The organism is Neptuniibacter sp. QD72_48 (assembly GCF_047778065.1).
Classification (GTDB): domain Bacteria; phylum Pseudomonadota; class Gammaproteobacteria; order Pseudomonadales; family Balneatricaceae; genus Neptuniibacter.
Genome location: NZ_CP180547.1, coordinates 112,968 through 135,462 on the forward strand (window position 1 = coordinate 112,968; position 22,495 = coordinate 135,462).

At 44.9% G+C, this 22,495-nt stretch carries 20 protein-coding genes; 10 read left to right on the forward strand and 10 right to left on the reverse strand.

The annotated features are described in order from the left end of the window. Nucleotides 1–225 precede the first annotated feature (225 nt). Together ACMXYX_RS00495 and ACMXYX_RS00500 are read right to left on the reverse strand one after the other, a co-directional pair. Entirely contained in the window at nt 226–1,182 is a 957-nt protein-coding gene (locus ACMXYX_RS00495) for a DUF2971 domain-containing protein (protein ID WP_415897270.1), read from the reverse strand. A 188-nt stretch (nt 1,183–1,370) separates the two neighbouring features. Continuing rightward, a complete protein-coding gene (locus tag ACMXYX_RS00500; protein WP_415897271.1) occupies nt 1,371–1,982 on the reverse strand; it encodes a DNA-3-methyladenine glycosylase family protein in 612 nt (203 codons plus the stop codon). A 299-nt stretch (nt 1,983–2,281) separates the two neighbouring features. Here ACMXYX_RS00500 and ada point away from each other — a divergent pair, with 299 nt between their 5' ends. Then, nucleotides 2,282–3,364: a bifunctional DNA-binding transcriptional regulator/O6-methylguanine-DNA methyltransferase Ada gene (ada, locus tag ACMXYX_RS00505; RefSeq protein ID WP_415897272.1), complete on the forward strand. Its 1,083-nt coding sequence runs from the start codon at nt 2,282–2,284 to the stop codon at nt 3,362–3,364. A 62-nt stretch (nt 3,365–3,426) separates the two neighbouring features. Here the strand turns inward: ada and ACMXYX_RS00510 are convergent, their stop codons facing one another. The 3 genes from ACMXYX_RS00510 to ACMXYX_RS00520 form a co-directional block, all read right to left on the reverse strand. Further along, nucleotides 3,427–4,023, reverse strand: coding sequence for a hypothetical protein (locus tag ACMXYX_RS00510; RefSeq protein WP_415897273.1), 597 nt, complete (start codon nt 4,021–4,023; stop codon nt 3,427–3,429). Between the two features lie 10 nt (nt 4,024–4,033). Further along, entirely contained in the window at nt 4,034–4,693 is a 660-nt protein-coding gene (locus tag ACMXYX_RS00515) for a HupE/UreJ family protein (RefSeq protein WP_415898270.1), read from the reverse strand. 131 nt (nt 4,694–4,824) lie between these two features. Continuing rightward, nucleotides 4,825–5,211, reverse strand: coding sequence for a hypothetical protein (locus ACMXYX_RS00520; protein ID WP_415897274.1), 387 nt, complete (start codon nt 5,209–5,211; stop codon nt 4,825–4,827). A gap of 263 nt (nt 5,212–5,474) precedes the next feature. Between ACMXYX_RS00520 and ACMXYX_RS00525 the strand changes: the two genes are divergently transcribed. Both ACMXYX_RS00525 and ACMXYX_RS00530 read left to right on the forward strand, forming a co-directional pair. Continuing rightward, entirely contained in the window at nt 5,475–6,014 is a 540-nt protein-coding gene (locus ACMXYX_RS00525; RefSeq protein WP_415906369.1) for a PepSY-associated TM helix domain-containing protein, read from the forward strand. A gap of 306 nt (nt 6,015–6,320) precedes the next feature. Continuing rightward, nucleotides 6,321–7,082 carry an SDR family oxidoreductase gene (locus ACMXYX_RS00530; protein ID WP_415897276.1) on the forward strand — a complete coding sequence of 254 codons (762 nt, stop codon included), beginning with the start codon at nt 6,321–6,323 and terminating at the stop codon, nt 7,080–7,082. A 33-nt stretch (nt 7,083–7,115) separates the two neighbouring features. Here ACMXYX_RS00530 and ACMXYX_RS00535 read toward each other — a convergent pair whose 3' ends face one another. The 3 genes from ACMXYX_RS00535 to ACMXYX_RS00545 form a co-directional block, all read right to left on the reverse strand. Beyond that, complete coding sequence (locus tag ACMXYX_RS00535; RefSeq protein WP_415897277.1) at nt 7,116–9,209, reverse strand: ATP-binding protein; 2,094 nt, start codon at nt 9,207–9,209, stop codon at nt 7,116–7,118. Then, on the reverse strand, nt 9,149–10,117 hold the full coding sequence (locus tag ACMXYX_RS00540) for an ABC transporter substrate-binding protein (protein ID WP_415897278.1): 969 nt from the start codon (nt 10,115–10,117) through the stop codon (nt 9,149–9,151). Before ACMXYX_RS00540 ends, ACMXYX_RS00535 begins: the two co-directional genes overlap by 61 nt. Nucleotides 10,118–10,230: 113 nt before the next feature. Continuing rightward, the gene (locus tag ACMXYX_RS00545; protein ID WP_415897279.1) at nt 10,231–10,692 is read right to left on the reverse strand and encodes a methyltransferase family protein; all 462 of its coding nucleotides are present in this window, start codon (nt 10,690–10,692) and stop codon (nt 10,231–10,233) included. Nucleotides 10,693–10,830: 138 nt separating this feature from the next. Here ACMXYX_RS00545 and ACMXYX_RS00550 point away from each other — a divergent pair, with 138 nt between their 5' ends. The 4 genes from ACMXYX_RS00550 to ACMXYX_RS00565 all read left to right on the forward strand — a co-directional run bounded on the left by ACMXYX_RS00550 (nt 10,831) and on the right by ACMXYX_RS00565 (nt 14,237). Next, nucleotides 10,831–11,406 carry a PAAR domain-containing protein gene (locus ACMXYX_RS00550; RefSeq protein WP_415897280.1) on the forward strand — a complete coding sequence of 192 codons (576 nt, stop codon included), beginning with the start codon at nt 10,831–10,833 and terminating at the stop codon, nt 11,404–11,406. Nucleotides 11,407–11,420: 14 nt separating this feature from the next. Next, entirely contained in the window at nt 11,421–12,458 is a 1,038-nt protein-coding gene (locus ACMXYX_RS00555) for a DUF2515 family protein (protein WP_415897281.1), read from the forward strand. 80 nt (nt 12,459–12,538) lie between these two features. Further along, nucleotides 12,539–13,336, forward strand: a complete 798-nt coding sequence (locus tag ACMXYX_RS00560) for a hypothetical protein (protein WP_415897282.1) — start codon at nt 12,539–12,541, stop codon at nt 13,334–13,336. Between the two features lies 1 nt (nt 13,337). Continuing rightward, entirely contained in the window at nt 13,338–14,237 is a 900-nt protein-coding gene (locus ACMXYX_RS00565; RefSeq protein ID WP_415897283.1) for a hypothetical protein, read from the forward strand. A gap of 92 nt (nt 14,238–14,329) precedes the next feature. Here the strand turns inward: ACMXYX_RS00565 and ACMXYX_RS00570 are convergent, their stop codons facing one another. After that, nucleotides 14,330–15,985, reverse strand: a complete 1,656-nt coding sequence (locus ACMXYX_RS00570; protein WP_415906370.1) for an electron transfer flavoprotein-ubiquinone oxidoreductase — start codon at nt 15,983–15,985, stop codon at nt 14,330–14,332. A 344-nt stretch (nt 15,986–16,329) separates the two neighbouring features. Between ACMXYX_RS00570 and ACMXYX_RS00575 the strand changes: the two genes are divergently transcribed. Together ACMXYX_RS00575 and ACMXYX_RS00580 are read left to right on the forward strand one after the other, a co-directional pair. Further along, nucleotides 16,330–17,079 carry an electron transfer flavoprotein subunit beta/FixA family protein gene (locus ACMXYX_RS00575; protein ID WP_415883069.1) on the forward strand — a complete coding sequence of 250 codons (750 nt, stop codon included), beginning with the start codon at nt 16,330–16,332 and terminating at the stop codon, nt 17,077–17,079. 11 nt (nt 17,080–17,090) lie between these two features. Continuing rightward, nucleotides 17,091–18,023 carry an electron transfer flavoprotein subunit alpha/FixB family protein gene (locus tag ACMXYX_RS00580; protein ID WP_415897285.1) on the forward strand — a complete coding sequence of 311 codons (933 nt, stop codon included), beginning with the start codon at nt 17,091–17,093 and terminating at the stop codon, nt 18,021–18,023. Between the two features lie 105 nt (nt 18,024–18,128). Here ACMXYX_RS00580 and ACMXYX_RS00585 read toward each other — a convergent pair whose 3' ends face one another. Continuing rightward, a complete protein-coding gene (locus ACMXYX_RS00585) occupies nt 18,129–19,859 on the reverse strand; it encodes an ATP-binding protein (RefSeq protein WP_415897286.1) in 1,731 nt (576 codons plus the stop codon). A 200-nt stretch (nt 19,860–20,059) separates the two neighbouring features. Between ACMXYX_RS00585 and ACMXYX_RS00590 the strand changes: the two genes are divergently transcribed. Further along, entirely contained in the window at nt 20,060–21,835 is a 1,776-nt protein-coding gene (locus tag ACMXYX_RS00590; RefSeq protein ID WP_415906371.1) for a putative bifunctional diguanylate cyclase/phosphodiesterase, read from the forward strand. Nucleotides 21,836–22,495 lie beyond the last annotated feature (660 nt).

The window sequence follows — 22,495 nt, forward strand, 5'->3', positions numbered from 1 at the left end:
GTGCCGGTTTTTTTGTTTAAGGGCAGGACGCCGCTTCGCGGCTAGAGATCGGCTTCGCCTTTTAGGACGCCACTGCGTGGCTAGAGGACGGCTGCGCCTAGAGGAAAAGCTGAATAGAACAGTGGAACCAGTAGGGTGTAATAGCGGAGCGTATTACACCAATCCGTAACTTAAGCTGTGATACGCTTCGCTATTGCACCCTACATACTACTCTATTGCTGGATTCTATGGCCTATAAGGGATAGTAGAGGCATGAATTTTGTCGACTAACTTCTTATGCCCTTTCAATTCTAACATTCTAGCCAGTGATCTTATTGATAGAACTGATGATGCGGTAGGCCCTAAAATTATTCTATCGATTATGTTTTCTAAAGAGAGGGGAGTCTTCCCATCAGGCACTTCAGATATCTTTAATTTTAGCTTGGGTTCTACTCCCTTATCGGAAGTATGGTATCCAAACATTGGTGTATAGTTTTTCTCAGCATCACGATCACTGAGGTATACAAACCTCCATTCTCGTTCCTCTTGAAAACCTATATGTTTGGTAAATAGTGAAAAAACTTTAAGTCTTTCAATCCATTGCCAAGCTATAGAATTAAGCTCTTCGTCAGTTTTTTCGATTGAGCTAAGTATGTCTGCAAGTAAATGTACTCGTTCCTTAATCCACTTAATCCTTTCATCATTCGTTGTGTAATGTACAGGAGCAAGTATTAGAGGGGAGTTTTCATTTGGTTCTATCTTTTTTGTATCCATAACAAAGCAGACGCCATTTCCGTTAGCCCCATAGCCTCGCCACATAGAAAGAGCACCGTCATAATCTGTTTCATCGTGCTTTGCAAAACATGAAATATAAGTGTCTAGAACATGGTCTTCATCAAATTTGTTTAAATGGTAATCAAAGATCTCTATCAATCGACGAAATACATCCTCATTGCCGCAAGCTGTAATTAAAGCTTCATTACTTCTGAATTCGGCAGCCCCTTGATTCATTCCAAAAAGCAATTCATCTGAATCATTCATATTAAGTGGATTTGAGAACCAAAGCTCTTCGCCGCCGATGATGTAATCGAAGTTATTTATAGACGTATAGTGAGCGAGTAATGGAGTTTTAGAAGGAAAGTCTTCTTCGGTGTCATGGTCTTGCCATAATGTTTCGTGAACTAATTGATCAATATTGCTCATGAAGTAATCTACCCTAATGTCAGAACCTTTAATGTAACCGTTAGCTATTACTCATAGAGTTCTAATTACAAATAAGTTCATGTTTTTCTAATATTAAATTCTTTTATAAAAAAATGAGTATCAAAGCAAGATTGCATCACCCTATTGCCTGCGTTCTAGCAAGCAACGCGTCTAGCAACTATCGACTGTTAGATAGGTGGGCCGTGGTAGTAATGCCATAGAAATAGCGAACCAACGCTTCGCCAAGGTGCCCAGTGCTCAACTATATCTCTTGCTTGTTTGGGTGTTGGTTTATCTGGGAGCCTTTTCAGACGACCCAATGCAACCTGAATGGCGAGATCATCGGCCGGAAATATATCCGGGCGTTTTAAAGAGAACATCAGATAGATTTCTGCGCTCCAACGTCCAAAACCGCGAAGACTGGTGATGGCCGCAATAGCGGCTTTGTCATCCAGTACGTCTAAGCCCTCAATATCAAAATGGCCGGTATTCACGGCATCGGCCAAGCCTTTAGCGTATTCAATTTTGCGCCAGGATAAGCCCGCATCACGTAAAGCTTGATCATCAATATTCAATAACTCTGAAGCCGTTACTTCCGGCATTAGCGCAGTGACTCGCTCTAAAATCGCTTGAGCAGCTTTGGTCGAAATTTGCTGACTTACAATGGCAGATAGGAAGGTTTCGAATCCCTTAGGACGATGTCGTACCGGAGGCGGCCCCAATTGTGCTGCGGCGCGTTTGATATCAGGGTCGAGTAGAGCCAACGCTTGCATTCCACGAGCAATGTCTTGCTCATTCATATCATGTACCACTTAAATGGAGATTAATCTCAGAGTTATAGGTGCCTGTCGCTTGTGGGTAAGTCTAGTGCAATGAGCGCTATGTCCGAAAATAAGTAACTTCTATGCAAAAGCCGAGTAACCAGAAGAGTGGTTAAAATAGTAGGGGCGACAAATAAATACCATCCGATTTTTGCGCCGTATCTTTTTAAACTGTTATCAACCCTAAATTACTTATATTCCTTAGCAATAAACGGATGGAAACCGCCTTAAAAGTGGGTTTTTATGGTTATATCTAAACGCTAATCAAGAGCTGAATTATGTCGATGCCATCAGAACAGGAAATGATCGAGGCCTTAGCAGCGCGAGATAAATCTCGTGATGGCGATTTCTATTATGGTGTTATCACTACCGGTGTGTTCTGCCAGCCATCCTGTTCATCACGCTCCGCTAAGCCAGAGAATTTAAGATTCTTCCCTGATATGGAAGCTGCCATGCGAGCTGGTTTCCGGCCTTGTAAACGCTGCTTTTCTTTAGACGAAAAATCTGGGACGTCTAGGCTTATTGAGGTGGCTCGGCATATAGAAACACACGCGGAAGAACAGCTGACCCTGGCAAGTTTGGCTGAACTTGTCGGGCTGTCTGCCTCCAGACTGCAACGAGTGTTTAAGAGTGCCTTTGGGATTTCGCCCAAAGCTTACCAAGATGCCGTTCGAATGCGGCGGTTTAAGAAGTCCTTAAAACAGGGTGATAGTGTGACGGATGCTATTTTCTCGTCCGGTTTTGGATCGGTCAGCCGTGTTTATGGAGAAGCGACCCGAAATATAGGTATGGCACCTAAAGCATACAGGGCAGGAGGCGAAGGAGAGGTTATCTCGTACGCTTGCCGTAACTCTGTGCTTGGTCAGATGATGATGGCTGCTACCGATAAAGGAGTCTGCTTCGTCCAGTTTGACGATGATGAAGCGTCATTACTTTCTAAGCTCGAAGACGAGTTTCCGAATGCCAGTTTGATCCCCTCCACATCCCAAGAAACGCCTGCACTTGATGCATGGATGGAGGCGTTGGATCAGCATCTGAGTAAAGGTGTTCCTAGACCCGGTCTACCACTCGATATGCGCGGTACCGCTTTTCAAATGAAGGTATGGAAATTCCTATTGAGTGTGCGAGAGGGAGAGGTGCTCAGCTACAGCGAATTGGCTGCAAAAATAGATAAACCCAAAGCGTTTCGGGCGGTTGCATCCGCGTGTGCAAAAAACCGAATAGGTATTCTGATCCCTTGTCACCGTGTATTAAGAGGAGATGGTAGCCTCGGTGGATACCGCTGGGGATTGGAACGTAAAAGGGCCATACTAGATGCAGAAAGGGAAAGAAAAGCGAGTGAGACGGTATCCAGTAAATAACCAAAAAGAGGGCCTATTTAAGGCCCTCTTTCCATGCAGAGATCAGTGAAACCTTCTCACATTTAAGGCATATAAAGCTCGCCATAGAAACCATGAGTATTCAGCGTAATAGTGACCGGAGCGTCACTGGTATTTTGCCAATACCAGCCATGGGTTCCTTTGAATGGTGCGGTGAAATTACCACTCGCTTGCTGTTGGTTTTTGCCGATCCAATAGCTAGTAAACTCATCTTTACCTGCATTGGGCACTTCCCCATGCATATCGAAGTAGACCGATCCACCTTCCGATGTCCAGGTAAACACAAAGTTATCACCGGTGTTCATCGGGGACTTTATTTCAGCGCCCTGTCGAGGCATCAGCGTTATTTTCATCGTATCACTACGAGGTTCTGTTTCGCCTTTCAAGAGCGGATTTTCAATGTTTACGGGAGTTGATGAGGCATTGTTCACCTCAGGTACTTCTGGCTCGGTTGCATGCGCTTGGCTTAGCACATTCAAACCCAAAACCTTGCCCATACCGGTCGGGTCTACGCCATATTCAGCAGGAAGGATTGTGGTGACTAATATGACGGTGCCCGCTACGAACGCTGCAATAGTCGCTTTGATCAGGCTCTTTGTTGACGGTAAACCGTCGTTATTGATGTTTGAAATATCGTTCATGATGAAATTCCTATGCAGTAACCCAATAGCCCGTTAATTGAAAACCAATGAGCATAAAGCCCAGTGTCATTAGGACTGCATTGGTAAAGAATGCGTGTTGATTAAACGAAGGTGATTTTCGCCAGAAGTTCATGGCAATCAGAATGCCTGCCAAAGCCAGCAGTTGACCGATTTCCACGCCGACATTGAAAGCGATTATGTTTGGCACAAGGCCGTCTTCTGACAGCGTGAAGTCTTGCAGTTTTGTTGCCAGACCAAAGCCGTGGAAGAAGCCGAAAATCAGAACGGCAGTCTTAGTGTTTGGCTGAAAACCGAACCATCTTCGAAATGCGCCAAGGTTATCAAGTGCCTTGTACACAACGGACAAACCAATAATCGCATCAACGATATAGGGGTTTACGTGGGTTTCGCTGAGCACTCCGTAAAGTAGGGTTAGACTGTGCCCGACAGCGAATAATGTTACGTAGATGGCAACATCTTTCATTCTGAATAGAAAGAAGATGACACCAAATAGGAACAGTAAGTGATCGTAGCCCGTAACCATGTGCTTAGCACCCAAATAAATAAAGGGTAACAACTGCACGCCACTGGCACTTTCGATAAACACAGCATCACCTTCGGCGACACCATGAGCAAAAGCTTGTGTAGATAGCCCCATACTAACAAGCATCACTAGAACTGTAGCCACAGAGATAAGGCTACCTTTCCAGAAGGAATGTAGGGCAGATGAAAAGCCTGGATTCATACCAGTACTCCATTCAAAGTTAATACAGATTGTAGCGCGTTATGCGCGTTCGATATCTAATCTAAATTGCGCCGCGGAGGGCGATACAGGTCTCTTTGATAGGGAGGTAAGGTGTTGAAAGTAAGTGTTGGGTAAGTACTTCGAGCATCAACCTGAGGGCGTTTAGGGTACGTAATTAAAAATACTTGGTGGTCGAGCGCCATGACCGTATGGATAAAGGGATGATCGTCTTCGGAAATGCCGGAAGTTTCATCATGCATATGGTCTAGTGCAGGGGGATGGTAGTGCCCATGCTCTAAAGCGACTTGCCAAGGGTCAGCCTCAGGAGCTGTATCGTGCTGGGATATTTGAACGGCCCAACTCGCGCGACACAACGTTGCTACTAGCAGTAAAGCGAGTACTGCTATGCGTGTTACGTTAGATGTCAGGCCTTGGCGTATCATTGACGGTTCAAACATCGGTGAAATTGAATTATCTCGATTCTATCGAAGTTGCTTAAGTAAATAAATTATCCACTTGGATTAGCTTAGGGTGCTTCTGTTACGAGGCTCTCTTGATAGAAACAACGATCTAGCTCCATTACTATATGCGCTTTAACAATATTAGGGGCCAGAGTTGAGTGACTAAGAAGGGTTGGGCTCGGTTTGACAAGATAATGAGGTGGATTCATCTGTATATCGCATTATTTTTGGCGCCTTGGTTGTTAATGTACGCGACCAGTGCGTTTTGTCTGAACCACAATGATTGGTTTCGAGACCTATTCCATGTCATTCCTCCCGGATGGGCGATCGTTCAGGAGCAGGATTTCAAACCCTCTGAGATCTCTTCCAGTACGCCGCAACTCACAGCGCAAAATCTGCTGACCAGACTCGATCTAAAAGGCGATTACCAGCTACTGGCAGAGTCCAATAACCGTCAATTGGTCATCTTGCGTTATTCTGGTGCCGGTAACTACCGTATTACTTGGCAGAGTGCGCAGGGCAAAGCTGTAGTTGAGCGGTATGTGCCATCATCAATGTACGGCTTTTTACACCATCTGCATTTTAAATCTGGATTTGAAAGGAAGCAGGTTGCTTCGGATATATGGGCGATAATTGTCGATTTTGTCGCTATTTCCATATGGATATGGGGTATTTCGGGTCTGTATTTATGGATTCGAAGACGAAAGAAGCAGAATGTCGATATTTTGATTTTTGGTTCTGGTATCACTGCCTTCATAGTATTGGCTATTTTGTTGTATCAGTAGAGGGTAATGTTTTATCAAAGTTAAGAAGTGCATCACCGATAAGTAAGTATCTACAGTGCTTTAATTTCTCATTACAGCCATAAAGTCATGTTCTAGCAAGCAACGCGTCCAGCTATTGACCGCTTTTTCCAGCCTTTCCCCGTTCTTATCCGCTATTTTCCAGAATTACATTTTGTTAGGGTTTTCCCTAATAAAATTCTCGTAATATCGCCCGAAACAGGCTATAAATGAGGTTATAAAAACAACAGAAGTAGATGGTATTGCCTATATTTAATCAGGTAGGGCCATATTTTTGGAGATTCGGGTATGCAGGTTAAAAACAGTGTTTTTGTTATCACCGGTGGTGGTCGTGGTTTAGGGCGCGCAATGGCGGAGAACCTAGCGAAGCAGGGTGGTAAGTTGGCACTGATCGATTTGGATCAAGGCACATTGGATGAAGCAGCAGCTGCTTGCTCTGAATTGGGTGGCGAGTCCCGCGGTTATGTGTGCAATATCACCGATGAGTCTGCGGTTGAGCAAACCTTTAAGCAGATCGTTGCTGACTTTGGCGAGATTAATGGCTTGGTCAATAACGCCGGTCTAATGCGTGACGGCATGCTGATCAAAGTGAAAGATGGCGAACTGCAAGCGAAGATGAGCCTTGAGCAGTTCCAGTCGGTGGTCGAGGTTAATATGACCGGTACCTTTCTCTGTGGTCGAGAAGCAGCGGCTGCGATGGCAACTCAAGGGACAGGTGGCGTTATTGTAAATATCTCCTCGGTGTCCCGTGCCGGTAATATGGGCCAGACTAACTATTCCGCAACTAAAGCAGCTGTCGCAACGATGGTAACTAGTTGGGCGGGTGAACTAGCGCGCCATAAGATCCGTGTTGGCGGTATCGCACCGGGTGTGATTGCCACAGAGATGACGGCTCAAATGAAGCCAGAAGCGATCGAACGTATGGTCGCTGCTGTACCTGTACGCCGTTTAGGTGAAGTGGAAGAGATGGCGCATACGCTTCAGTACATCATAGAGAACGAGTTCTTTACCGGTCGTATCGTTGAGATGGACGGTGGCCTTCGTATCTAATCCGTAGGAGTGATGAAGCTTAAATTAGCATCATCACTCGTCTTCGATCAGTTCACTTTCGCAGGCGTTTTTGAAACTCAAGGTAAAGCTAAAGCTACTACCTTCATCTGGCGTACTGTCGATCTCTAGTTCTCCCCCCATCATCTCGATTAATTGCTTGCTGATGGATAGGTTCAGTCCGTGTCCGGTCTGTGTGCTAAAGGCAGGTGCGCTGTCGTTGCCGGCGATGTTAAACAAGGTTTTGATCTTCTCTGCATCCATTCCTATACCGGTATCGCGAATAGAAAACTCGAATTGCGACAGCGCGTTGCTACTGGCTTGCTGCGAAACACTCAAAATCACGGAGCCTTGGGTGGTAAATTTCAGGGCGTTATCGAGGAAAATATTCAGGATCTGTAACAAACGCTTGGAATCGCCAAACAGGGATGTGTTGATAACTTTTGTTTTAAGTTTGAGCTGTAGGATTTTACCTTGGGCTGCGGGTTTGTTGTGGTCGATCGCTTCGCTGACCAGTGATTCAAGGTTAAATCGAATCGGGTTTAGGTGTGCTTTGCCGGATTCTATTTCGGAGTAATCGACAAGGTTTTCGATCACTTTGAGTAGGTTTTCAGCTGAGTGATGAATCACGCTAAGCACTGCTACAGGATCTTGGATCTGGCTGTTCTGAGCGTTCTGCTCGGTTAGGGTGATGATCGCATTTAACGGAGTATGGATTTCATGACTGATGTTCGACAGGAATTGCGACTTAGATTGACTGATCTGAGCCAATTCTTGCGCCTTAATCGCAATTTCGTGATTTGATCTCTGCAGGTCTGATGTTCTTTCTCTAACAGCCGCCTCCAAGTTGGAGCGGATGCTGATATCTTCTAGCGAAATAATCAGAGAGGGGATCAGCGTACTGATAAATTGTTGCTCTTCGATGCTGATACTGACGGGGGTTTTTGACAGTATTTCGATGGAGCCTACGAGCTCTTTACCGTGTCGAAGTGGGATGTTGATCAGATTACCTTGCAGTTTTTCCTCAGAATGCGAGGTCTTGCTATGTATCTGAGCATCCCGAACCAATATCTCAATTTTTCCAGCCTGACGGTAAGACTCTTCAATAACCGGTGTATCAGAAGCCTCTAGGCTCGGAGATTCATTGGTATTGTGATGGTAGTAAGAGATATATAACGCCGAAGAAGATAAACACGGAATCGCTTCAGAGATTACATTGGATACTGCGGCGAAAGAGTCTTGTTTCTCTTTGCTCTCTTTCATTTCCGTTACGCCGCGGAGCAGTAAAAGTGCCAGCTTGTGAGATCTATCGAGGTTTTTGTTTAGCTCGTTAAGTTGGTCTGAGGATTCCGCTAAACGGGTAGTCATGGCGTTGATACTTTGCTCGAGCACCTTCAACTCATCATGACGTTTTCTTGGAATGGTGATGTCAGATTTGCTGAGCTTATCAAAAGTTAAATTCTGCAAGGCACTACTAAGATGCTCAATGGGACGTATCAGCGTAGGACGCACGATATAGAGGAAAATAGCCCACAATGCGGTTGTTTTGATGATGGCATTAATAATGATTAGCGCGAAGCCCGCTTGTACCTTGGTAAGTACAACGTCGGAGCTGGAGTAAAATACCGCTCGACCTACAGCAGCCTCTTCATTTTCCTTGGTGTAAACAATGGAGAACTCGTGTTCCAATAATTGTGTGGGTAAAATTCCGCCAGAGTGCTCAGCTAAATTGTCGTGGGTTAAACCTTCCGCAGAGATAAGCGAATCGCCTAAATCATAAATCTGTAAGCCAACGATAGAAGGGAGTTTCACTATACCTGGTGTAATCGTTTTGGTGCGTTCCAGATCTAAATCCCAAAGGGAATCGGCTAGAGGCTCTTCAAACGAGCTTTGGTAAAGCTGCAGATCCTGCAGCATCGAAGACTTTACGTTGAAGTATTCGATTGCCATGTGAGCCAAGGTTACTATGGCGGCGATAATGATGTAGATCGAAAAAACTAGCTTGATCAGATTGAAGCCGATTGAATCCTTGATTGGTATGGTGCTATCACCCTTCATCATTGATCCTTTTATATCTGACAGTGAGGAGGAATCCATTCGGACCAGACCGTCTGGTTGTCGGCCATCCATTTATCAGCTGCAGCTTCGTAACTCAGACCATCTATATCAACCATTGAGGCCAGCTGGGCAATCATGGCGTTGCTGAAGTTGATGTTTTGTAAGGTTTCATAAGCGCAAGGCCAAGTATCGGGCATGCCTTTCCAAGCGACTTTTTTGAGCCAACCCTTTTTCGGGTTGCCGCAATCGTGCAGGAAGCGCGGGTTGGTCCCCCAACTGGGTTTAGTCTCGCAGTCGGGGTGATAGTCTGGAAATTCAATAAAGCGGCCCGGGTATTTGGCTTCCACCCAGTTGGGTGTCCAGTTAAATAAAACGATAGGTCGTTGTTCGATAGCCGCACGTTTTAGCTCGACCCAAAGATCATCGCCTTGCTCAACGGTAATCGCTTTAAAGTCCATGCCGAGTGCGCGGATGCGAGCGGCATCAGGTTTCTCCCATGGTCCGCCTAGGTACATCCCTTGCGGGGCAGTGCGGGGATCAACAAAAAGGTCGGAGCATTTTTTTAGCGCCTGCCAATCTGGTAAGCCTGGGCATAACTCTTCGACATACAGTGGATACCACCACTCTTCTCGGGTGATGGCATCGTGGGTGCCGGCATCCACTATAGCTCCGGCATCGATCATACGTTGGAACATCTTGGACATGGTGCCTTCCCAGACTTCGACCTGAATGTGGCTCAAGCCTAGTTTGAGCGAACCCCATTGCGCATTACTGGTTTTGTTTACGTAACCGACGTTATAGCCCATCGATTGCAGTACCTGACCCGTGACTCGAGCCAGTACTAACTGGCTGGTCCAGTCGTTCAGCAAAACTTGAATAGGTTTGTCTGATTCAGGCACAGCTGGCTTGTTAGCTGATGTCACGGGCGCAAAGATAAGTATCAAAAGCGCAGCAATCCATTTATGGCAACGCACGGTCATAAAATCCTTCTATGGCTTTTTGTACGAAATTTAAACAATTGTAATGTAAAGGTAGGCTGAACCTAGCGGGCTAACCTCTTGTAAATGTAGCAGTATTTTGAGAAGGCGCCAGCTTACAGCCAGCGTCGAACTTGCTGAGTGTAGGTCTTGTAGCTATCACCAAATAGTGCGGTGAGCGCTTGCTCTTCAGGTTGGATCTGAAACTTGTTCATATACAGGATAAAGCCAACTGAACAGAGCAATGATACGGGGTTTGCAAGGTAGGATGCCCAGCTTAGAAGCAGACACATCAAGCCTACATACATCGGGTTGCGAGTGTATTGAAATATCCCTGTCGTCACTAGAGCAGAGCTTGCCTCTGGAGTGGTCGGATTAACGGTCGTTTGAGCTTTACGAAATGAAAAAACACCGGCTAAACCAAACACTAAACCGATTAGGATAATGGCTACTGCAATGGGGATGCGAAGTTCAGTTTGTATTGATAGGAAAGGCAGTAATTTGGCGCAAAGCCACATCAAGCCTGCAAAGATTAATACCAGTGCGACAGGTGGAATCTTAAGTTCGAGTTTAAGCATTTTCTGTGACTACCAATTCCCATAGGAATAATGAAGTAAGTAGCAGGCGAGTTTTGATTATAGGCCAAGACTAAAACAATTGGTTAATCTCTACTCATATCATATACTTGCTCAAAATTTATAGCTAAGGACAAGGATATGTCAAAAGGTGCCGCCCGACTGGGCGATACGGCCGGTGGTCATGGATGCTTCCCCCCTACGCCAATTATTTCTGCTAGCCCCAACGTTTTTACCAATGGTATTCCTGCTGCCCGAGTTAGCGATCCAGCCGCTGCCCATGGTTGCTCTTCATGTTCGCCTCATAGTCGAGCGATTGCTTCAGGGTCTAGTAGCGTCTTTATTAATGGCCTACCTGCTGCGCGTTTAGGTGATGCCATCAGCTGTGGTGGCGTCATTATTAGCGCTTCGGGGAACGTACTGATTGGTGATCAATTCTCGTCTGATCGTGCAATGCCTTTAGGCGATTCAAGTAGTCTTGCTAATTCTTCTTCAGAAATGCGTGAAGCTGATCTTAAATATCGTTATTTAACGCAATCGGGAAAAGAAGTACCCAATGTTCCCTTTTTAACTGAGCAAACCGGTCAGAAAACAAAACCGCTTCATATTAAGGATGATCGTAGTTTTACCGATGGCCAAACGAACATCATCTCACGCATATTCAACGAAGAGGTTGAACTAAACACCGCGTGGTCGAAATTTAATTTCAAAAAATAGAGAAGGATCTCTGCATGGCTTTAGACGAACCCATTACAGCAATCAATGATACCCCAGGTAAGGTGGTTGATATCGTTTGTGATTGTGATTTCCTTTGGTCAATGGCACACGAATTTTGCTATAAGCGTCTTTCAGAAGAGATCAGTGATAATGAATTTAATTTCGTTGATCTATACAGTGCGCGAGCAAAACGTATCGCTGCGACTTATGCGCGTTTTTATCTTGAAACCGAGGAAAATGGAGATCCTTCTAAAAAGGGGCGCTATTACTGGATGGCACTCGGTGCTTTTGCCAGTAAAACTGTAGCGTGCTTACTTGATGATCCTCGTGTTCAAACCTCCTACTTTGTTGGTTATCTAGGTGGAGAGGAATATTTGGATCATGAAGATGTTGCCAATGGCTTAGCTAAGGGAAATCTGTGGCTTTTTATTGATATTGCTGCCAGTCATTGGCTTCACAATACCTTTCCCGACGAATTTCGCGAAGGCATGTATTGTGAAACCAAACGTGATGCCAGCACCCTCGAAAAGCCGATCAAAGAAACAACTAATCAAATCCCTTGGGCCAACGAAGTACTTCCTAAAATTAAAAACTTCCAGCCCTCTAGCGAAATAATTCAGGGCTTTACTCATATTAAAAATTTCGAGACCTTAATTGATAACGGTGATATCGATAACCTTCAAGCAGAACAATTTTCTGGCTTGTTAAGAATTGCAGAACATGAACAAGGCGCTGTTTTGCAAAAGGTCATCTATGATGATCCTGACTTTAACTACTGGGCAAAGTTTGAACGTCACCCTCTAGTCCCTAGCTTTCTATCTCCTACCTACCAATTAGTCTTTAGCCATCACTGCGATATAGATACACCAGAATTAAAGTCAGTCGCGCCGGATGACTTAATTGTTGAAGACTATCGTAATCGTATGGATTGGATAGAGGATGCAGCTGTAACTTTTCACGGTCTTATGGATAAACAAGTAGGGTATATGGAGCAAGAACTAAAAACTATCGCAAGTTGGGTTAATGAGCCGGATGCAAGGTGGGTATATTGATGAGGTTTTGGCTCATTCTTGGGTTATGTTGCCTATTAAGCGCTTGCGATAATGGTATAGATAAAACACAGGGAAGTAAGATGCAGTCACCAATCATAGTGCTGGGGAAATCAGGGGAAGAATTTGCCAAACTAAATGGTATTGACCTCCAGAGTAACGTAAATCGACAACCAGCAGGACTCAATTTTTATAAGAAGCGCTTTAAATCAGGGAAGTTACCAGTTGCTCTTTTTAAACACGGCAAATATAGCTTCGAAATACCAAATTTGATACGCGTAACAGGCATTGAAAACACTGACTTCCTTGAGAGAGGTATTGATGATATTTCCGCTAGTTGGGGATTCACAAATGAGTCCGAGAAGATAAATAACGACGAAGCTAAAAACCGCCTACTTCAATTTATGCGCCATCTACTGTCACTGGGTTGGCGTCAAGTCCATAGCTATAGTCACCCTCGCCTTTCAGGTGAAGAATCTTGGCAATACAAGCTTAATAACTACCATGGCTATCAATCGGATATTACCGTTACGCCGACCTTAGAGACGTGGCTAAAACTCAATACAACGCGAACCACCTGGCGCTTTTATGCCGATGGCGTGTTTATCGAAGTCGGTTTTATGCGCAATAGCCGCATACCGGCGGATGACCCTATGGGTGAATACCTTCTGGTTTTTTCGGCTTATACTCGAGAGGAACGAGCTAGAAAGCAGTTTAGGGGGGAACAGCGTGAACACTGGCAAGAGCTTTGGATCCCTGAAATCCAGAGGCTGAAATCCATTCGGTACACCACAGAAGCCGAACTCGAAGCTTTAGGATTTACAATCAATACAGAGTACCAAGACCCTAAGATCCACCCTGCGGATCCCGTGGAGCCTTAATGTGGCAAAGTCTGTTACAAAGGTTATCGCATGCGGATTCATAAGCTTAATCTATTGTCTACTCAGTGCATGCGATACCTCTGTTGATGCAGAGGCGCATCTTATTGACTCACCTATCTTAGTACTGGGGAAATCAGGGGATGAGTTCGCCCAGCTTAATGGATTAGATCTCAAGCAAAATGTGAATCGACAACCAGCAGGGCTTAATTTTTATGAAAGAGATTTCAAAGATGGGAATAGGCCTACCGCTCGTTTCAAGCATGGTAAATATAGTTTTGATATACCGTTTTTATTAGGTTTTATGGGAACGGAGAACATGGATTACCCGAAGAGGGGAATCATTAATATATCAGCTAATTGGAGTTTTGCTAAAAAGCCAGAAAAAATAAATAACGAAGAGGCTAAAAACCGCCTACTTCAATTTATGCGCCACCTATTGTCGTTGGGTTGGCGGCAGGTACACTATTTGGATGACCCTCGTTTACTAGGCGAAGAATCTTGGCAATACAAGCTTAATAACTACCATGGCTATCAATCGGATATTACCGTTACACCAACCTTAGAGACGTGGCTAAAACTCAATACAACGCGAACCACTTGGCGCTTTTATGCCGAGGGTGTGTTTATCGAAGTAGGCTTCATGCGCAATAGCCGCATTTCGGCGGATGATCCTATGGGCGAATACCTTTTAGTGTTCTCTGCTTACACTCAGGATGAGTTTGCGAGAAAGCAATTTGCGGGTAAAGACCGTGAGCGCTGGCAAGAACTGTGGGTAGAAGAGATCAAAGACTCAAAACGCATGCGCTATAAAGAAGAAGCAGAGCTAGAGGCTTTGGGCTATACAATTAATACAGAGTACCAAGACCCTAAGATCCACCCTGCGGATCCCGTGGAACCATAGATTAAAAATCCCAGCGCTATTAAAGTAAAAAAATCCGGGGCTTCGATGGATGAAGCCCCAGATTTCCACAACTTTATGAGAAGGTTACGAGGTTACATGTTTGGATAGTTTGGCCCGCCCATGCCTTCTGGTGTAACCCATCTGATATTTTGTGCCGGATCCTTAATATCGCAGGTCTTACAGTGCAGGCAGTTCTGCGAGTTGATCTGGAAACGCTGACCACCATTTTCTTCATCATCCATCACTTCATATACTCCAGCAGGGCAGTAACGTTGTGCTGGTTCTGCAAAGGTTAACAAGTTTGTCCCTAGTGGGATGCTGCTATCCATTAATTGCAGATGGCATGGTTGGTCTTCCTCGTGGTTGGTATTGGAGAGGAAGACCGAGGAGAGCTTGTCGAAGCTCAGTTTGCCATCAGGCTTAGGGTATTCGATTGGCGTAAAGTTACTTGCTGGTTGTAACTGAGCGTGATCTTCATGGTTATCATGCAGGGTAATAGGTAGCTTACCGGCGAAGATATTCTGATCTACATAGTTGAATGCGCCGCCCATAATGGCACCAAATTTATGCATCGCAGGACCAAAGTTACGGGAGCGGAATAACTCATCGTATAGCCAAGATTGCTCGAATAGATCCTGATAACGCTCAAGATCTGTACCGCCTGAACAATCAGACGCCACCGCTTCAAAAATCGCTTCGGCGCCAAGCATGCCGGATTTCATCGCCGTGTGTGTGCCTTTGATCTTACTGAAGTTCAGTGTGCCGGCATTACAACCAACCAATAAACCACCTGGGAAGTTCATTTTTGGCAGAGAGTTAAAGCCGCCTTTAGTGATCGCACGGGCACCATAAGATACGCGTGTACCGCCGTCTAAATGTTTCTTTAGTACTGGATGATGTTTCAGACGCTGGAATTCATCAAACGGACTGATATGCGGGTTGGCGTAGTTAAGATCTACGATTAAGCCGGCAACCACTTGGTTGTTATCCGTGTGATAAAGGAAGAAACCGCCACTGGTATCTTTATCTAGCGGCCAGCCCGAACCATGCACGACTAAGCCTGGTTGATGCTGTTCGGCTGGGATATCCCATAGCTCTTTGATACCAATACCGTAGTGTTGCGCATCTGCTTCTTGGCTTAGATCGAACTTGTTGATTAGCTCTTTACCTAAGTGGCCACGGCAACCTTCGGAAAAGACGGTGTATTTAGCGTGTAGCTCCATACCCGGCATATAGCTGTCTTTTTGCTCGCCGGTTTCAGTTAGGCCCATATCGCCTGTGGCAATACCGCGTACGCTGCCATCGGCATTGTAAAGAATTTCAGCAGCAGCGAAGCCCGGAAAAATTTCTACGCCAAGTTCTTCGGCGCGTTCGGCTAACCAACGGCAGACATTACCTAAGCTAACAATGTAGTTGCCTTGGTTGTGCATCGTTTTTGGCACAAAGGCATTAGGGATTTTGCTACCGTTATCGCCATCTTTAAGCAGGTAAACTTCATCTTCTGTAACTGCCGTTGTTAGCGGAGCGTCTTGTTCTTTCCAATTAGGGAATAGCTCATCTAGGGCGCGGGTTTCCATAATGGCACCGGACAGAATATGGGCGCCTACTTCAGAACCTTTTTCGACCACACATACGGTTAGGTCTTGCTCTTTATCCTGTGCTAATTGCATCAATCTGCAAGCAGTGGATAAGCCTGCAGGGCCTGCACCTACGATGACTACATCAAATTCCATCGACTCTCTTGTCATGTCGATTTCCCCTCTTAGTTGGTTGAGGAATCTGCGTTATTCTGCCGCTCTCTAGTGATTCCACGTAGTTATGTGAGACTGCTCTATAAAAAGAGGACTCGTTTATTAAGGGGTATTATATAGGTGTTTTCCCTAATAAATAAATAGCCTGATTATTAGCCTATAGGAGGGTTTTATAAATTTTAGGGGTGTTTACTTATTATTTTTAAATGAGTATGATTAGGGAAAACACTTATTATGCTTGAGGCGAATTGCCTACGTCGCCGAAATGAGCGCATATTTAGAGATAAGCAAAACAGAGTGTGTGAAGCGCTCTTACAACTAAAACTAAAAGGTCTTTGCTGATGAAGGTACTTGTAACCGTTAAACGTGTTATCGACTACAACGTCAAAGTACGTGTTAAGTCGGACAATACAGATGTTGATTTGGCCAACGTGAAAATGGCTTTGAATCCATTTTGTGAAATTGCTGTCGAAGAAGCAGTGCGCTTAAAAGAAGCGGGTACAGCTTCAGAAATTGTTGTGGTGTCTATTGGCCCTAAAGCCTGCCAAGAGCAGATCCGTACGGCGCTAGCCCTCGGTGCAGACCGTGGTATCCAGATCGAAACTGAAGATATGCCTGAGTCACTTAACGTGGCGAAGTTACTGGCGAAAGTGATTGATGAAGAGCAGCCTGGCCTTGTGATTATGGGTAAACAGGCGATCGATTCCGATAACAACCAGACCGGCCAGATGTTGGCAGCGCTAACCGATATGCCACAAGGCACTTTCGCCTCTGAAGTTAAGATTGAAGGTGACAAGGTTAACGTGACCCGTGAAGTTGATGGCGGTTTACAGACGGTTGCACTGAACATGCCTGCAATCGTAACCACCGATCTACGTTTGAATGAGCCTCGCTATGCGTCTTTGCCAAATATCATGAAGGCTAAACGTAAGCCTTTAGATGTTAAAACACCGGCAGATCTAGGTGTTGAGTTGAAAGCACATACTAAGTTGTTAAAAGTGACGCCGCCTGCCGAACGTCAGGCTGGTATCAAAGTCTCCAGTGTTGATGAGCTGGTTGAAAAACTTAAAAACGAAGCGAAAGTACTTTAAGGGGCGAAGACATGGCGATTTTAATTATTGCAGAACATGACAACAACGCTCTAAAAGGAGCGACGTTAAACGCAGTGACAGCTGCATCTCAGATGGGTAGTGATCTACACCTACTGGTTGCTGGTGCCGGTTGTGGCGCTGTTGCAGAGGCAGCTGCTCAGGTAGCCGGTGTTGAGAAAGTTTTGCTGGCAGACCATGCCGCTTACAAACATCAGCTTGCTGAAAATATGGGTAAGCTAGTGGCTGAAATCGGTAAGGATTACAGTCATATCGTTGCCCCAGCGACAACGACAGGTAAAAACTTTATGCCGCGTGTCGCTGCACTTCTAGATGTAGCGCAGATCTCTGATATTACTGCGGTTGAATCGGATAATACTTTCCAACGTCCAATCTATGCTGGCAATGCGATCGCAACGGTTGAATCTTGCGACCCAGTAAAAGTTATCACTGTTCGTGGTACTGCATTTGATGCTGCGGTATCTGAGGGGGGAAGTGCTTCTGTTGAAAGTATTTCAGCAGTACACGACAGTGGTATCTCTAGCTTTGTTGGCGAAGAGATGGCTCAGTCTGATCGTCCAGAACTAACGGCTGCAGACGTAATTATCTCCGGTGGTCGTGGTATGGGTAACGGAGAGAACTTTGCCATGCTGGAAAAAGTTGCAGATAAGCTGGGTGCAGCAGTAGGTGCATCCCGTGCAGCGGTTGACGCAGGTTTTGTACCGAATGATATGCAAGTAGGTCAAACCGGCAAAATCGTTGCGCCAGAGCTGTATATCGCTGTAGGTATCTCCGGTGCGATCCAGCACTTGGCGGGTATGAAAGATTCCAAAATTATTGTCGCAATCAATAAAGATGAAGAAGCCCCAATCTTCTCGGTTGCTGATTACGGCTTAGTGGCAGATCTATTTGATGCCGTGCCTGAGCTAGAACAGAAACTATCTTAGGAAACCTGCGAATAAGTTTAAGATTTGTTCGTAGGTAATTGTCTTCTACGTGTGAATTACCTCTTTTTCACTCTACGTTTGCCGGTACCTTTGGTACCGGCTTTTTTATGCCTGCGGCTCTATATTATCGTGAATTTCAGGTGCTTTTAGCGGCAGTTCTAAAATAAAGGTGGTGCCCGTATTGGAGTTACTATTGACCTTTATGGTGCCGCCTAAGACGTGATTGACGATTGAATAAACGATACTTAGCCCTAAGCCTGAATTCCCTTGTCCAAGGGCCGTGGTGAAGAAAGGATCAAACACTTGGCCTAGGTATTGTGAGGGGATACCGCAGCCGTTATCTGCCACTTTAAGGATTAGGTTGTCTTCACTTTGTGCATAGCTGATTGAGACTGCGAGAGGATCTGTTTGTTTAGGCGCGTGGGTAACTGCGTTGTTGATGAGGTGTACTAATGCTTGTGCTAGCGGCGCCGGATAGGTTTCCATTGATAATGCGGTATCGCCGTTTACAGACACTGCTATCTCACCGTCCGCAAGATCATTAGTCGCGATCACGGTAGCATCGTCAATAAGTTCGGCTATGTTGATCTGTTGCCTATGTTCCTGACTTTGATGAACAGATATCTGTTTGAAATTACGTAGTAGGGTAACAGCTCGTCGTAGAGCGTCAGCTTCTAGTTCTAAAGAGTCTTGGCTCTCGTTAAGAAAATCTAGGAGTGCTTTCTTGGTGAGACTGTCTTGCCCAACTAGTTTTTCCAATTGAGCGATCTGTTCTTGGAGTGTGCTGCTCAGTGTAATTGCCATACCTAATGGAGTGTTTATCTCATGGGCAACGCCACTCACAATGGAGTTAAGCGCAGCCATTTTTTCCGTTTGCACGAGCTGCTTTTGCGTGCGGGTAAGGCGATCGACCGTTTCTTCTAAAGAGGCTTTGGCGGTGGAGAGGGATTGGGTGCGTTCTCTTACTTGGCGTTTTAACGTGATAATGGACGCTACTGCTAAACAGGCTAAAACGAGCAAAGTTCCGAAACCAAACTGATAGTAAATTTGGTTAAGTTTATCCTCGGTAAGATAAACCATGTTATAGCCAGACCATTGTTGGTTGAGTCTATCTAGAGTGCCTTCTGCCTCCATCAGTTCTATGCCTTGTTGCAGCTGTTGAACCAGCTCGGTATCACTCTTTCTTACACCCATGTGGGTCGCTTTAGTGGCGATAGGCGTGGGTGCAAACTTAATCCCTTTTAATTTGTGCTTCTGAATAATGTAGGAACCGACCCATTTAGTAGTGGCTAAGGCATCAATCTCACCTTGTAAAAGCTTTTGAAAACCATCTAAGTGATCATTCATTGTTACTAACTTAGCTTGGCTTTGAGTTTCGATTATTTTCCGAGGAAATCCCCCTTTAGAGACGCCTGTTTTGATTCCCTTGAGATCTGCTAAACCATGGATAGTGAGGTTGTCACTACGGAGAAAGAGGCTAATTTCAAACTGTAAAAAACTATCCACAAAGGCGTAGTCTTTAACGCGGTCTGGGTTAGGACTGAAAACGGTCAGGACATCGGCTCTGCCTTCTAGTACGGCTTGCTGCGCTTGCTTCCAGTTCATCAGGTTGTATTCAACTTTGCGGTTTAGCGCTTTGGAATATTCTTCTAAAAAAGAGGCAAAAATACCTCGGGGTTGCCCTTCTTCTAGCCACTCAATCGGTGGGTAATCTTTGTCTCCTACGAAGCGAATAGGTGGCTGTTCGGTGTCAGACCCAAAGGTTGTTTGTGCAAAAGATAGCTGGGAAAGAAGAAAGATCATTCCAGCAAATAGAAGCCGATAAGTGACACGCATCAATATTTTATATCTCTAAATTCCATACTCTGTTTATTGAGTATAGGAAGACTTGGATTAGATGCCATGGATGAATTATCATCAATAGTGTTGTTCTAAGATCTGCTTAATCCACTACAACAAAATGTGGTTGTGGAACTTAAGTGTGGTAAGCTCGGATAGCGCTCAAAGTTAACATGGGAAGTATTGAGGTAACGCAGTTGTCCGAAGATGTGCCAAGCCTGATTAGGGAAAATACGCAGCTGCGTCAGCGTATTCAGTATCTTGAGAAAGTCGAACAGTCGCTTAGAGAGACTGAGCAGCGCTATGCTCTGGCGATGAAAGGGGCTAATGAAGGGCTTTGGGATTGGGACCCTGTTAGTAAAGAGCTATACCTGTCAGCGCGTTTACTTAGTACCATCGGCATGGGTAAGGACACTATTAAGACTACTTCCAGTGAGTGGTTACAGTGGGTGCATGCAGATGATCGTGAACGTTACCAAAAAGTCCTTTGTCGGCATCTTAAAGGTGAAACTGAATTTTTTCGCTGTGAATATCGTGTAAAGAACAACAATGGCGGTTATTTCTGGGTGCTCGCTCATGGTTTAGCACTGAGAAATGAAAACAATGTTGCCTATCGTATGGTTGGCTCTATTGGTGATATTACTGAGCGCAAGAATTACGAATCTAAATTACTGCATCAAGCCACTTATGATCATCTCACTGGTTTGCCTAACCGTGTATTGGCGATGGATCGACTTTCACAAGCGCTAACGCGTGCCAATAAAAATCAAACCTCGGTTGGTATCTTATTCGTCGATCTGGACAACTTTAAAAAGATTAACGATACCTTAGGGCATGAAGTCGGTGATCAACATCTACAGGAAATTAGCCGACGTTTGGGATACTGCGTGCATAGCGACGATACCATTGCGCGATTAGGCGGGGATGAGTTTTTAGTTATCTTGCCGGATCGAAAAGCCAACGATGAAATTTCAGATATATGTGAACGGATTCTAAGAACGGCTGTACAGCCGGTGCTGATCAACGGCTATGAGTTATCCACATCGGCGAGTATCGGAATCACGGTTGCGCCTAAGGATGGTCAAGATCCTGTTGCTCTACTGCGTAATGCCGATGCTGCGATGTACAAAGCCAAAGCGGTAGGTAAAGATGCATTCCGTTTCTACACACGTGAGATGGAGCATGAAACGGTGTTTAAATTCACCATGGAATCCTATCTCCGTCGTGCGCTATCGCAAAATCAACTCAGCCTTAGCTATCAAAGTATTATCGATGCATCCAGCGGAAAAATTATGGGGGCTGAAGCCCTGTTACGTTGGTCATGCCCAGAATATGGTCAAGTTTCTCCTGATCAATTTATCCCGTTGGCAGAAGAATCTGGGTTGATTGTGCCTATTGGTGATTGGGTGCTTGAGCAAGCCTGTAAGCAAGCGGCACAGTGGACTGAACTTCTGGGAGAGCCTTTTAAAATCGCAGTGAACGTTGCATTTCCGCAGTTCCGTGATGGGCACTTAGAATATACGGTTAAGCGAGTCCTACGTGAGACAGGTCTAAAACCTGATGCTTTGGAACTCGAACTCACAGAGCGCCTTTTGATGGAAGATGAGCGTGGTTGTGGCGAAGCGTTGAAGCACCTGAGTGATATGGGTGTACAGCTGTCTATTGATGATTTCGGCACCGGCTATTCAGCCCTTAATTACCTTCAAAAATTCCCAGTGGATACCTTAAAAATTGATCGCAGTTTTACCGCTGAACTGAGTGTCACGCCCGAAAGTCCTGCGCTGATCTCCGGTATTATTCAGATGGCTCATGCCTTAGGGCTGAAAGTCGTCGGCGAGGGTGTAGAACTTGCCGATCAACGAGATTTCTTACAGCAAAAATCTTGTGATTATTTTCAGGGGTATCTGTATTCCAAACCGTTAGCTGCCGAGCATTTTACTGAATTACTGCAATGCCAGTTACAAAAGGGTTAGCGAGATTGAAGGTACATCCAATTGCTCTGTTCTTGGTAAAGCTAACTTCTCTTTGAAACCCTCTATAATAACTTGCGCATTATCCGATTTGATTCCAGTGGTGGTTGGTGCTGCTTATTGGTGGTAATTAGGAATGCTGAAACCCAACGGGTCTCTAGCAAGAGGAAGATTTTAGCGTTAGCAATTATCAAACTTTCTCGTTGTAATTGTTAAGGTTTGGCTTGTTGTTGCAGTAATGATGTGATTTTGTGGACAGGCGATTAAATGTTGATCAGTTGCTGGGGTTTTATATAATAGGTCGGACAAGCTACTTCGTCTGAGAACCGGCAATGCTACATATTTTGATGTGAACAAAGTGACCGGATGTTGAAAATACGAAGTGGTTCGATTCTAAAATGTGAGATTAGTCTTTCTGTCATAATTTGTTAATACAAAGTCTCTAATGTTTTTTATAGAGGTTGAGTGTTAATAGTGTTGATTCTTTGTACTAATTAAAGCATTATTCGCGCCAATATTGTGTTGGTTAATTAACGTAGAAACTATCTTAATAAGAGTTGTATGTCGTCTGATTAACTTAGCAATACCCTTTCAGAGCATGGCAGATGTATCTCTATTCAAGGGTAAAGGTAAAAAATAGCCATTTAAGCACAATGGGTATTT

Coding starts and splice junctions, on each gene's coding strand:
- ACMXYX_RS00525 (WP_415906369.1), top strand. CDS start 5,475: ATGTACGCGACCAGTGCGTTTTGTCTGAACCACAATGATTGGTTTCGA.
- ada (WP_415897272.1), top strand. CDS start 2,282: ATGTCGATGCCATCAGAACAGGAAATGATCGAGGCCTTAGCAGCGCGA.
- ACMXYX_RS00515 (WP_415898270.1), bottom strand. CDS start 4,693: ATGCTTGTTAGTATGGGGCTATCTACACAAGCTTTTGCTCATGGTGTC.
- ACMXYX_RS00535 (WP_415897277.1), bottom strand. CDS start 9,209: ATGGATGGCCGACAACCAGACGGTCTGGTCCGAATGGATTCCTCCTCA.
- ACMXYX_RS00545 (WP_415897279.1), bottom strand. CDS start 10,692: ATGCTTAAACTCGAACTTAAGATTCCACCTGTCGCACTGGTATTAATC.
- ACMXYX_RS00575 (WP_415883069.1), top strand. CDS start 16,330: ATGAAGGTACTTGTAACCGTTAAACGTGTTATCGACTACAACGTCAAA.
- ACMXYX_RS00510 (WP_415897273.1), bottom strand. CDS start 4,023: ATGAACGATATTTCAAACATCAATAACGACGGTTTACCGTCAACAAAG.
- ACMXYX_RS00495 (WP_415897270.1), bottom strand. CDS start 1,182: ATGAGCAATATTGATCAATTAGTTCACGAAACATTATGGCAAGACCAT.
- ACMXYX_RS00520 (WP_415897274.1), bottom strand. CDS start 5,211: ATGATACGCCAAGGCCTGACATCTAACGTAACACGCATAGCAGTACTC.
- ACMXYX_RS00500 (WP_415897271.1), bottom strand. CDS start 1,982: ATGAATGAGCAAGACATTGCTCGTGGAATGCAAGCGTTGGCTCTACTC.
- ACMXYX_RS00585 (WP_415897286.1), bottom strand. CDS start 19,859: ATGCGTGTCACTTATCGGCTTCTATTTGCTGGAATGATCTTTCTTCTT.
- ACMXYX_RS00560 (WP_415897282.1), top strand. CDS start 12,539: ATGCAGTCACCAATCATAGTGCTGGGGAAATCAGGGGAAGAATTTGCC.
- ACMXYX_RS00530 (WP_415897276.1), top strand. CDS start 6,321: ATGCAGGTTAAAAACAGTGTTTTTGTTATCACCGGTGGTGGTCGTGGT.
- ACMXYX_RS00570 (WP_415906370.1), bottom strand. CDS start 15,985: ATGACAAGAGAGTCGATGGAATTTGATGTAGTCATCGTAGGTGCAGGC.
- ACMXYX_RS00580 (WP_415897285.1), top strand. CDS start 17,091: ATGGCGATTTTAATTATTGCAGAACATGACAACAACGCTCTAAAAGGA.
- ACMXYX_RS00550 (WP_415897280.1), top strand. CDS start 10,831: ATGTCAAAAGGTGCCGCCCGACTGGGCGATACGGCCGGTGGTCATGGA.
- ACMXYX_RS00540 (WP_415897278.1), bottom strand. CDS start 10,117: ATGACCGTGCGTTGCCATAAATGGATTGCTGCGCTTTTGATACTTATC.
- ACMXYX_RS00555 (WP_415897281.1), top strand. CDS start 11,421: ATGGCTTTAGACGAACCCATTACAGCAATCAATGATACCCCAGGTAAG.